This is a genomic window from Lysinibacillus sp. UBA5994 (assembly GCF_002429725.1).
Taxonomy (GTDB): domain Bacteria; phylum Bacillota; class Bacilli; order Bacillales_A; family Planococcaceae; genus Lysinibacillus; species Lysinibacillus capsici.
In genome coordinates this window covers 390,374-400,949 of sequence record NZ_DJAU01000012.1, presented here as the reverse complement: position 1 = coordinate 400,949, position 10,576 = coordinate 390,374, and the positions used below count along the sequence as shown (strand labels likewise).

12 protein-coding genes and 1 pseudogene are annotated in these 10,576 nt (G+C 37.7%); 3 read left to right on the top strand and 10 right to left on the bottom strand.

Translation table 11 applies throughout. The features are described from left to right. The 8 genes and pseudogenes from B3D98_RS04715 to B3D98_RS04680 form a co-directional block, all read right to left on the bottom strand. Nucleotides 1-297: pseudogene (locus B3D98_RS04715) on the bottom strand (hypothetical protein); the annotation flags it as partial. A gap of 156 nt (nucleotides 298-453) precedes the next feature. Then, the gene (locus tag B3D98_RS04710) at nucleotides 454-1,110 is read right to left on the bottom strand and encodes a DUF2306 domain-containing protein (protein ID WP_288581064.1); all 657 of its coding nucleotides are present in this window, start codon (nucleotides 1,108-1,110) and stop codon (nucleotides 454-456) included. Between the two features lie 120 nt (nucleotides 1,111-1,230). Continuing rightward, the gene (locus B3D98_RS04705; RefSeq protein WP_288581061.1) at nucleotides 1,231-1,644 is read right to left on the bottom strand and encodes a GNAT family N-acetyltransferase; all 414 of its coding nucleotides are present in this window, start codon (nucleotides 1,642-1,644) and stop codon (nucleotides 1,231-1,233) included. Nucleotides 1,645-2,236: 592 nt separating this feature from the next. Next, nucleotides 2,237-2,818: a group-specific protein gene (locus B3D98_RS04700; RefSeq protein WP_288581058.1), complete on the bottom strand. Its 582-nt coding sequence runs from the start codon at nucleotides 2,816-2,818 to the stop codon at nucleotides 2,237-2,239. 159 nt (nucleotides 2,819-2,977) lie between these two features. Continuing rightward, entirely contained in the window at nucleotides 2,978-3,604 is a 627-nt protein-coding gene (locus tag B3D98_RS04695; protein ID WP_288581056.1) for a hypothetical protein, read from the bottom strand. Nucleotides 3,605-3,675: 71 nt separating this feature from the next. Continuing rightward, nucleotides 3,676-4,179: an NUDIX hydrolase gene (locus tag B3D98_RS04690; RefSeq protein ID WP_115674437.1), complete on the bottom strand. Its 504-nt coding sequence runs from the start codon at nucleotides 4,177-4,179 to the stop codon at nucleotides 3,676-3,678. A gap of 8 nt (nucleotides 4,180-4,187) precedes the next feature. After that, nucleotides 4,188-4,562 carry a hypothetical protein gene (locus B3D98_RS04685; protein WP_269898523.1) on the bottom strand — a complete coding sequence of 125 codons (375 nt, stop codon included), beginning with the start codon at nucleotides 4,560-4,562 and terminating at the stop codon, nucleotides 4,188-4,190. Between the two features lie 104 nt (nucleotides 4,563-4,666). Further along, a complete protein-coding gene (locus B3D98_RS04680; RefSeq protein ID WP_288581051.1) occupies nucleotides 4,667-5,119 on the bottom strand; it encodes a hypothetical protein in 453 nt (150 codons plus the stop codon). Nucleotides 5,120-5,493: 374 nt separating this feature from the next. Here B3D98_RS04680 and B3D98_RS04675 point away from each other — a divergent pair, with 374 nt between their 5' ends. Beyond that, nucleotides 5,494-5,619, top strand: coding sequence for a GNAT family N-acetyltransferase (locus B3D98_RS04675; protein ID WP_244205730.1), 126 nt, complete (start codon nucleotides 5,494-5,496; stop codon nucleotides 5,617-5,619). A 425-nt stretch (nucleotides 5,620-6,044) separates the two neighbouring features. Continuing rightward, nucleotides 6,045-7,079, top strand: coding sequence for a beta-propeller fold lactonase family protein (locus B3D98_RS04670; RefSeq protein WP_312143628.1), 1,035 nt, complete (start codon nucleotides 6,045-6,047; stop codon nucleotides 7,077-7,079). Nucleotides 7,080-7,186: 107 nt separating this feature from the next. On the opposite strand, the gene deoD is transcribed toward B3D98_RS04670, so the two are convergent. Further along, nucleotides 7,187-7,894 (bottom strand): purine-nucleoside phosphorylase, encoded by a 708-nt coding sequence (gene deoD / locus B3D98_RS04665; protein ID WP_048395686.1) that lies wholly within the window; start codon nucleotides 7,892-7,894, stop codon nucleotides 7,187-7,189. 111 nt (nucleotides 7,895-8,005) lie between these two features. Next, nucleotides 8,006-8,224: a YozE family protein gene (locus tag B3D98_RS04660; RefSeq protein WP_048395688.1), complete on the bottom strand. Its 219-nt coding sequence runs from the start codon at nucleotides 8,222-8,224 to the stop codon at nucleotides 8,006-8,008. A 248-nt stretch (nucleotides 8,225-8,472) separates the two neighbouring features. Between B3D98_RS04660 and B3D98_RS04655 the strand changes: the two genes are divergently transcribed. Continuing rightward, on the top strand, nucleotides 8,473-10,314 hold the full coding sequence (locus B3D98_RS04655; RefSeq protein WP_288581045.1) for a methyl-accepting chemotaxis protein: 1,842 nt from the start codon (nucleotides 8,473-8,475) through the stop codon (nucleotides 10,312-10,314). The last annotated feature ends 262 nt before the right edge of the window (nucleotides 10,315-10,576 follow it).

The window sequence follows — 10,576 nt, the reverse complement described above, 5'->3', positions numbered from 1 at the left end:
ACCCGTTGTCCCCGTTACTCCAGTTACTCCCTGAGGTCCTATTTCTCCCTGCGGACCTGGTGCTCCCGTTACTCCTGCTACTCCTTGAGGTCCTGGTGCTCCTGGGGGACCTTGTGCTCCTGTTGCTCCTGTTGCTCCTGTTGCTCCTGTTGCTCCTGTTACACCGATTGGATCCTCAATACCATAAACATATGGGTAGCCATTACACCCAAATTCATTACATTTATATTTCATTGGATAATTACATTTTGCATCACATTTAAAATTATCAAAATTACGATTGTAACTAAACCTCAATGCGACTTCACCTCCTGTCCCTTTTTATCATATTCAAAAGTCTACTTATTGAGATAATTAATGTACCTAGAATATTAGAATGAATTAACTATGTATCTTAAAATAAAAAGAACATTAGGTCATATAGAACCCAATGCTCAATAATATGTTTCAACCTTATTCATTTGTCTTTGCCATTTCTCGGTAAGCTGCAAATTTAGGTAGTTTCTGCTGGATATACCATTCCATCACGATTAAATTTGGCACCCAGCATAGCCAAGCGATAGAGGCATAACTATACTCAAAATTATTAAAGCCAAATACTACCGTAAACAAAGGGAGCCAAATTCGCAATGTGACAGCTGCGAAGGTTAAAGCATAATTTCTTAGCATCCATTTCTGATGGCCTTGGATATTTCTTTTTTTAATATGGACCAGCGCTTGAAACATGGTGAAGAGCCACCCTATGGCTAATAAAGCAAAGCCTAGCTGTGCCACCCATCCCCCTGTTGCGTTCAGCGCTAAATAAAGTCCAGCCAAGCCACCAAACAAAATACTAACCATATAGATATTGCCTAGTAGTCTATGGCGTTTCACATTTTTCTCTCGTAACTTTGATGACAACGTAAAAGGACCGATGACGAGGGCTAATATACCGAATACAATATGTATATAGAGCATGATATACCAAAATGAATGCAATGTTGCACTAAGCATAAGCTTTAATTGAACAAATCCCGCCTGCCGTGCATCGAATAGTAAATATTGAACAACCGAATAGCCTGCTATGAACAATGCCAAGCCACATACAATCCACCACAATTTTTGTTTCATTTTTATAGCTCCTTTCTATGTTAGCGTACCATTCAAATCTCCGATCTTTTAACACAGACAAATAACAGGGCGTAAAAAGCATATAAGTGGACGTTTATCGACAGTACAACGAATTGACCATTAGATAGTGCAGGTTAATAGACAGCCAAAACGCTCCACTCCAGGGTATTTTTCTCCTAAACTTGTAATGTGAAAGCCGAGATTTTTATAAAAGAGGACGGCTTCTTGATCTGTTTCTGCATAAATGGAAGAAAAAGCATGATGTTCTTCTACATACCGAATCATCTCACGTCCAATGCCCTTTCCACGAAAAACGGGCGATACGGCAATATGTTTAATTTCACAGCGATTTGCCTCTCCTTTAACGATTCCTATACAACCGACTAAATCTTGCTCGATGGTATAGCCATACAACACTCTTTCAGGATTTTCGATATACAATGGATATTCCCTATCCACTTTCTTTTCGGAAGTAGCATAGGATAATAATGTTTTCACTTCGGGATGTATCTTGCTTGAATGGATCATTTTCATGGACTTCTACCTTTCTGGACATCGTCTCAACTTACTAATAATACCTTTAAATTACTATAATTGTAAATAACGTATTCGTATTATCACTAAATATTTCCATAATATACTAAAATATTTTCTTTTATGTTATGATGGCTTTAAAATTGAGGAGGGTGTACCTTGCTGGTGAAAGGCTATAAATTTAGTTTACCTCGCTTTTATTGGTTACTTTTCATCCCTATCTTTTTGGGGACGAGTTACAAAGCATTATTTTTTGATTGGCACATACAAACATATACTTTTCATGAGTTAGAAGATTTCGGTCGTTATGTAATAATAATTGCTACAAGCTTCATTGAGGCCTTTTTCTATCTACTTATTTTTCGATTGATTGTCTATTTGCTTCAACTCGTTTTTCAAAAGTTTACTAGGAACAATAGCTAATGAGCTGGAGAAAGAAGGCGTGTTTGCTCCATTGAAAGAATCCTTTTATGATTAATTATGAAGGTTTAATAAGTTTTCCAGAAGAGGGATGTATTACTTTTCCACCGCTATTCAATTTGCAACAAAAAAGGGTAGCCAGCTACTCAGCAAACCCTATTTTTTTCCCACTTCAATTAGTATTCATACTAGGATTATGTGGATTCCATGAAATAATTTTCGCCTCGTCTACGTTGACATTGCCTAAGCTGAAGAGATGCGGAATATACGCAAAAAGCCCAAAGTTCTTCCCTTTTTCTTTCTCCGTTTGGAAATAGTCTACTGTTGCTGATGGTAGCTGTTCTAGTTCTCTATAATCAGGTAACGACAGTAGTTTTATATCCTCTGCAGCAATTGCCCCTGCTGGCCCTTTATAGTGTTCCTTGGAATACAGGTACATCGCATTACGATTTGCCACTAGTTTTTGGATTGGAATTTGATAAAACATTAGGCTTTCTCTCGTTGCAATACCAAGCTCTGTTAAAGCCTTATATAGATGACTAGGATGGATTGGTAGGAAATGAACAACATCATTCCACAAGCAATTTAAGTGAGGAATCTCTTTCATGAATAATTTCGGTCTCTCAGGATGATCAAAATATTTTTTCGAATATCGTTCATATAAATGTGGATACATTGCCCCTAACCTATTTAATGGCATAAGCTCAAGACCCACCATTTCCCTTGGAACCATATGATAAACATATCTCTGCATGACAAGCATCTCCACCTAACTAATTCTTCGAACATTTAGAAATTCCTGTTACAATCATTGTATAAATAGAAAGTAGGTGCAAGATGGAATTATTAGTTATCATTCTTATTTTTGCGGGGATTTTTGCTATATATGATTCGATTAGACGAGTTAACAATACTATTTTGGAGCAAACGGAGGAACTAAAGAAATTACGAGAAGAGCTGAAAGGTAAGAATAAAAATTAGAGGGGCAATACTTTTGCTTTGGATAATCAATTGAATTAGCAATATCAATCAGGACTTCAGCCGTTACTTGATCTGCCACATCTCGATCAATACTAAAGACATATTGCCAATTGTCTCTTTCAAATACAAGTAGATGAAAACCAATTCGTGGATTTTCAATATAGGCTGCCTCACTGCCATTTTTCAACTTAAATACATCTGTTTTATATTTTTCAAATGACATTTTATGCTGAACTGGTCGAACCTTGATTTTGAAATGATTTTGTGGCAATTGATCACTGATCATTACCACCTCCAGCTGATCATTCATTTCTCCTTCTAAATCACTAAACCTTCCAAAGTGATGCGTAAAGCTGATTGGCGGTACTCGTAGGGGTAGCTTCAGCTCTTTATTATAGTGGTGTTCGAACTCTTTTACGGCTATTTCTACTGTTTTATAGCCGATTTCAGGAAGAAATTCTTCAAGAGGTTGTGGCGAATCTCTGTCCTTTGCAAAAACCAAATTAAAAGTGGAAACATACGTAAATAAAGCTAGTCCAATAAGAATACGCTTAGTCACATTTTACCGCTCCTCTAACCTATTTAGGTATAGGTTAACCTACAGAATCAGAATTATGCTGACACATAACACTAACATGGCGTAGTCTTATCGTTAAAAATGGACGTAAAGTAGCGAAGTGTCGGTACTACGTTATTCGCGTGAAGCATCTTTTCAAGCTCTAGCTTTGTGACCCATTGAACTGCTGTCACTTCCTCCTCCTGAAGTTTGGTGTCACTAATTTCAAAGCTTTGCTCAAATAACCAAACGTCATAAAAATCATTGAAACAATCACGTCGTTCACTCTTTACTAATTGTCCATTAGTCTTCAATAATGATATCCCTATTTCCTCTTCCACCTCACGAATAGCCCCGTCCAAACTGCTTTCACCCGTTACTATAGAGACTCCTGGACATTCCCATAAATGAGGATAATGTTTATTGGGATGTCTTCTTGTTAAAAGGAATTCTCCCTTGTTATTGCGAATCCATACGTGCACAACGATATGGTAATCTTCAGCTGCTAATGCTGTCCCACGTACATGACGCTTATTTGTTTTTTGGCGATTTTTATCATAGAGATCCCAGACTTCCATAGAGCACCTCATTTCTGAATTTGAACAAGCACATACTGCTTCGTCCACATTTCCGTTGTCACAATAGAACGTTCCCCATTTTTTTCGAAAAATAACCCGCTCCCCTCTTTTTCAAGAAATGCCCATCCTTCATTAGCCATCAATTGCTGAATGTCCTCGTCCACCTTCTGTATGCCCCTAGCTGAAATGGCTGCGAGGTACCAAGTTGCCTTCTTATCATTGGAGAGCGCCACTAAATCAAAGGGGGATGCATTTAATTTTTGTATAGCTTCCTTTGGTGTAAGGGAATCGATTGGCAAAGGAGGGTATAATAATTTATTGCTATCAATAAAGACCCCACTTACTACGAAAAGAGCTACTATTAGTAAACCTATTTTTTTCAAGGTTCACCCTCCTCCTTGTCTGGTTAAGAATCGGCTGCTAAAATTTATCTGTAAAATAGAGCTTCTATTTTGAAGCGGTCATACTTTAATTTTTTCATTGCTCTTCAAGCTTTTAATAATGAAGAAAAGTTATAGAAAGCATTTAAAACATCTTCTCCTAAAGGATCAGCAAATGCATGATTTTCCAATGGGAAGATTCCTTCATTCTCTAACTGCTCCAAATATTTCTTGAAGCCTTGATCTATAGCCTCCATATACCCCTTAAGAGAAAATCGATAATTAAATATTCTTTCGATAGGATAATGACTTTTATGTTCAATTAATATGTATTCACCATAGCTGGAAAAAATATAGTAATCATAGTTTCCGTGACAATCTATTTTTACTTCATTTGTATTACCTTGATAAAAACTGGTGAGCGTGGAGAAAAATTGTGGGATGGCTATAAAGGCTAAACCAGATCTAAAACTAAATAGTTGTTCATCATTTGACACATCAAATTGAATATCACCACCCTCTAAATTAATTTTAATCGTACACATATACTTATTTTTCAAAAATATACCCCCTCTATAAACCTATACATTTCATATTTTACCTTATTAAGTAAATAAACTATAGAAGATGTTATCATTCTGTTTATAAAGATTTAATAGGAGGTGATAAATTTGATCATTAGAAAGGCAACTATAAAGATGCGAAAGGTATTGGAAAAGTACATGTTGATAGTTGGTGAACAACCTATAAGCATATTGTGCCAGCAAAATATTAAAGTAAATTATCCTACGAACAAAAACGCAATTATGGACGCAACAAATTGCCGACAAAACGTAGTATGTACTAGTAGCTGAAAATGAATTAGACGACATTATTGGCTTCACATCTGCAAGTAAAAGAGATTCAAACCCTTCCCCATTCCAATTATGTAGAAATGCTCTATCTTTTAGAAAACTATCACGGAAAAGGGATAGGAAAACAATTGTTGAAGGAAATCTTTCATTGCTTTTATCAAAAGAACTACCAAACTATATTTGTCGAAGTCTTAGCTATAGAATAAAACACGTTATTTTTATGAACATTATGGGGCAAAGCTTAGAAATTACAATTGGTGGAAAAGTGTTGAAAGAGTTAGTGTAAGAATGAAAAGATAACGAAGAAGATAACGAAGAAGCTATTGAAAAGCTAATGTAATAAAATTAATTTTTATCGTCAAATCAGGAAAATGTTTTCGAAGATCCCTTATAACGAAGATCATATTCAATTTCAATGAATCTTATATCATTTTTAATCAAGCTAAACATCTTCATGTCTCCTATGCTTTTTAGTTTCATCATACTGCATTTTTTAGAAGAACCGTACTCAGAAGTTTAGAACTATTCCAATAACAAGTAAAAATGGTAAAAGAGAATGGCTAGGTAAACGTACAACAAGCCTAGCTCTTTACGCATAAAGTAGCCATATATGACTGAAAGGATGTCCTGTGTGGGGAAAGAACATAAATATTTTCAAAAATTCAAGTTTACGTCAAATCCAAATTGTCATTGTCGCTGTTGTTGTCCTTGTTGTCGTTGTAAATGTAAGCCGCCATTTTTACCCATACCACCAAGTTGTCATTATCTAGTCTATGTGACAGATGCTGGACAGCTCGCAACGCCTGATAATAGAGTTTCTGTAATCGATACCGCAACAAACACAATCGTCGCTACCATTCCAGTAGGATCTGCTCCGTTAGAAGTAGCGATTACACCTAATGGCGCTTTTGGCTATGTTCCAGCGCTCTTCTCGGATAATGTAACGGTTTTTAGCACTGCCACAAACTTGCCAATCGCTACCATTCCTGTAGGCATTGACCCCCTTGGTGTCGCCATTTCACCAAATGGAACACTTGCTTATGTATCCAATCACGGATCGAACACTATATCGGTCATTAATACAGCCACCAATACCGTAACAGCCACTATTCCAGTAGGGCTACAACCTCAAGGTATTGCCTTTACGCCAAACAGTGCGTTTGCTTATGTTGCCAACGAGAATTCTAATTCAGTATCTGTTATCAATACTGCAACCAATACGGTGATTGCTACAATCCCTGTGGGAATTCGTCCTAGATCCATTGTTTTGACTCCAAGCGGGCAATTTGCTTATGTAACAAATGAAAATAGCAATTCCGTATCGGTTATTAATACCACTACCAATACAGTAGTGGCTACCATTCCTGTTGGTACAGGACCTGTAGGAACAGCGATTACCCCTGATGGAACGCTTGTTTACATTGTGAATAAAGGCAATAATACCGTATCTGTCATCAATACAGCCACCAATACGATGATTGCAACTATTCCTGTAGGTGCATCTCCAGACCAAGTAACCATCTTGCCAGATGGTACTTTTGCCTATGTAACAAATCAAGTAGACAATACGGTGTCTGTCATCGACATAGCAACAAACATGGTAATTGCCACAATCCCAGGATTTAACGGGCCTACTGGTATCAAAACTGGAACAATCTGTCTATAATTACCCCTAAAAAAAGCAACCGACTACTTCCACCCCATCTTAGAAAATGGGCTGTTTTTTGTCGGTTGCCTGCATTCTTTATAAAGTTAATTATGGCTAAAGTTAGCTTAGTCTTGAATCGCTGCGTCTAAAGCGACCACGATCATGTCATTGAATGTTGTTTGACGTTCTTCAGCTGTCGTTACTTCACCAGTGATGATATGGTCACTTACTGTTAGAACAGCAAGTGCTTTACGGCCGAATTTTGCCGCTAATGTGTAAAGAGCTGCTGATTCCATTTCTACCGCTAGTACGCCGTATTGAGCTAATTTTTCGTTTTGGTGCTCATCTGAGTAGAATAAATCTGCTGTGAAGATATTCCCTACTTGTAAGTTAAGACCTGCATCTTTACCTGCATTGTATGCTTTTAATAAAAGATCAAAGTCAGCGATTGGTGCGAAATCGATAGCACCGCCCCAGATGATTTGGTTCATACGTGTATCAGATGTTGCTCCTTGTGCTAAAATCACGTCACGTACTTTTACATCTTTTTGAATTGCACCACAAGTACCTACACGGATTAATTTTTGAACATCATATTCTTGCATTAATTCTGTTGCGTAGATTGAAATAGATGGCACACCCATACCAGTTCCTTGTACAGAAATACGTTTCCCTTTATACGTACCAGTGTATCCGAACATATTACGTACTTCGTTGTAGCAAATTACATCTTCTAAAAATGTTTCCGCAATGTATTTTGCACGTAATGGATCTCCTGGAAGTAAAATTGTGTCAGCGATTTCACCTTTTTTTGCATTAATATGAATACTCATACTGCAATCCCTCTTTTCTGTCAGTTATCACTATAAATAATACTGTGTTTCTGTCATTTACGCAATGCTAGACGTCTAGCAACTACAAAATTATTTATAGTTTTCGTACAATTATGCTTGTTCCTCATAAAGTGTCCACAAAGTATCAAAGGTCTGGATTGTTAGGTTTTCCGTTGCATAGGTTTCTATATAGTCGGACAACTCATTAAAGTCTGTGCTCTGCTTTGGAAAATTATGCTCATGAAACACTTCCTCTGCAAAGCGTACTTTAGGGTCAGACCAATCGCCACCTCGATAGGTTAGGACATATAAATAAAAACTTTTCTTCATCGAACAAATTCCCCTTTTTATGCATTGGCTTTTCGCTAGTGTATCAAAAAAAATAGCATTCGTCATAAATTCCACTACTACTATATTTTACCCACTTATGATTTTAGAACTATTTTCATGGTCGATCCTGACTTTTGTCATAGTTATTTTATCTGAAAAATTTTAATTTTTAGAAATAAAGATAGAAAAATCTAGCAAAATAAGATAAAATTGAAATCGATTATTTAAAAAATAGGAAGGTGATGGCGATGAAAAAGACTAAAAAAACCCATGGTACAGCGAAAAAACGCCCGTCTCTCTTTACTTTTAGCTTTTTTAAGAAGAGGAAAGCTTCTACACAAGGGGAAACTGGGAAAAATCCCCCTCCTATTAAAGAAAAACGACAACGTTTTTACCATTTAATTCGGGGTAAAGTGCTTATTATGTTTGCACTTCTTATTGTAATTAACGGTATTATGGGTATATTGTCCTATGTCAATATACAAAACTTGCAGCACCAAATGGAAGATTTCACAAAGAAAAATGTGCAGGAGCAACTAACGGTGAATCAACTTGCCTATGAAATTGCTAGACTGACCAATTTAGAGCAATCGTATTTAATTACGGGTAACGGCATTTATTCTACTTCTTATCATTTAAAAATAGATACCATTAATAAAAAGCTAGCCGCTTTGAAAGATCAATTTCAAGATCGCCAAGTGGAACTCGGTCATATGCAGGCAATCGAGCAATATTATAAAAATTACCTTGATTATTCAGATAAAGTCATGACAATGCGTGATGAGCTCGGTCTTGAGCAGGCTCGTAAACTGATGATGGGTGCTACTGGGGAAACAATGAAAACACATATCGATCAAAACATTGAGACCATTAATACTGTCATGGACGATTCCAATAAAACAAAATTAGACAAGCTTAACCAGCAGGTAAATATTTCTATCACTACATTCTTTCTCATTTCAATCGTTGGCTTTTTAGCGATTGTAATTTTTGGCTTTATGCTATTTAAATCATTAAAACGTAATACACAAGCGATTAATGACTCTATCCTTGATATTGCACAAGCAGGAGGCGATTTGACAAGACGTGTAAATGTGCGTAATCGTGATGAATTTTCGATTATTGCAGCCTCGACAAATACGTTAATTGAGTCGATTTCTAACTTAATTCGACGCGTAAGTGAGTTGGCGGATCATGTATCAAGCAGCAGTCAGGAGCTAATGTCCTTAGCAGATGAAAATGCGCGTACAATTCAGGATATTGCGGATGCGACAGCAGATATTGCGAGTGATAGTGACAATACGATTTCCAGTATGAATAGTGCGCAGCAAAAAATGAGCGACTTAGAGCATTCAATGCATCAATTAAATGAGCAAGCGAGTGCTGTCCATCGTGCCTCTATCGCCATGCAGCAAGCAGCCGATGAAGGTAGCCGCTCTGTGGAGCAATCATCACTCGTCATGCAATCCATTGAAGAAACAATGGCTTCTACAACATCTACTGTGGAGGCGTTAGGTCGTAAATCTGCGGATATTACCTCTATTATTGGTACAATCACGGCCATTTCTGAGCAAACGAATCTCCTCGCTTTAAATGCGGCGATTGAAGCGGCAAGGGCTGGTGAGCATGGACGAGGCTTTGCTGTCGTAGCCGATGAGGTTCGCAAACTGGCAGAGCAATCCCAAAGTGCAGCGAAAGAGGTCACATCGATTGTCACATCCATCCAAGATGAGGTCACATCCATTATTGCTCAAAATCATGAGGGTGTGACAACGGTCATCCGAGGCGTTGAAGTAACAAACGAAACAAATCAATCCTTAGCCAACATTTTATCGCATACCGAAGAAACAACGTCAATCATCGCGGCCATGGTAGATAAAATTGCAACAACGCTTGAAAATAGCAATGCGGTGGCAAGTGACTTCATTCATGTCAATGCCTACGCAGAACAATCCGCGGCCAACACTGTGACATCTGCGGCAGCAGCCACACAAGGCTCCGCCTCCATGCAGGAAATCAACGCTGCTGCCACTGAGCTTGCCCAACAAGCAGATAGCCTACGCAACCTCGTGAGCGAGTTTAAAGTTTAAGCGAACTGAAAGAGAGAGGGAGAACCAATTTTTTATTGGTTCTCCCTTAACTTTGCGGGGCTATCCTTCTAATTTGCAGGGCTATCCCTCACTTTCAGCATGCTATCCGCTACTTTTTCAGGTTTATCCTCCACTTTCAGATTTCTATCCAATTATTTGAAGGCTATCCCCCTAATTTGCGGGGCTATCCCTCACTTTCAGCAATCTATCCGCTACTTTTTCAGGTTTATCCTCCACCTTCAGATTTCTATCCAATTATTTG

What these genes read in the sequence shown, in the direction of transcription:
- deoD (WP_048395686.1), bottom strand. Translation starts at nt 7,894, where the DNA reads ATGAGTATTCATATTAATGCAAAAAAAGGTGAAATCGCTGACACAATT.
- B3D98_RS04655 (WP_288581045.1), top strand. Translation starts at nt 8,473, where the DNA reads ATGAAAAAGACTAAAAAAACCCATGGTACAGCGAAAAAACGCCCGTCT.
- B3D98_RS04700 (WP_288581058.1), bottom strand. Translation starts at nt 2,818, where the DNA reads ATGCAGAGATATGTTTATCATATGGTTCCAAGGGAAATGGTGGGTCTT.
- B3D98_RS04660 (WP_048395688.1), bottom strand. Translation starts at nt 8,224, where the DNA reads ATGAAGAAAAGTTTTTATTTATATGTCCTAACCTATCGAGGTGGCGAT.
- B3D98_RS04705 (WP_288581061.1), bottom strand. Translation starts at nt 1,644, where the DNA reads ATGAAAATGATCCATTCAAGCAAGATACATCCCGAAGTGAAAACATTA.
- B3D98_RS04675 (WP_244205730.1), top strand. Translation starts at nt 5,494, where the DNA reads ATGCTCTATCTTTTAGAAAACTATCACGGAAAAGGGATAGGAAAACAA.
- B3D98_RS04690 (WP_115674437.1), bottom strand. Translation starts at nt 4,179, where the DNA reads ATGGAAGTCTGGGATCTCTATGATAAAAATCGCCAAAAAACAAATAAG.
- B3D98_RS04710 (WP_288581064.1), bottom strand. Translation starts at nt 1,110, where the DNA reads ATGAAACAAAAATTGTGGTGGATTGTATGTGGCTTGGCATTGTTCATA.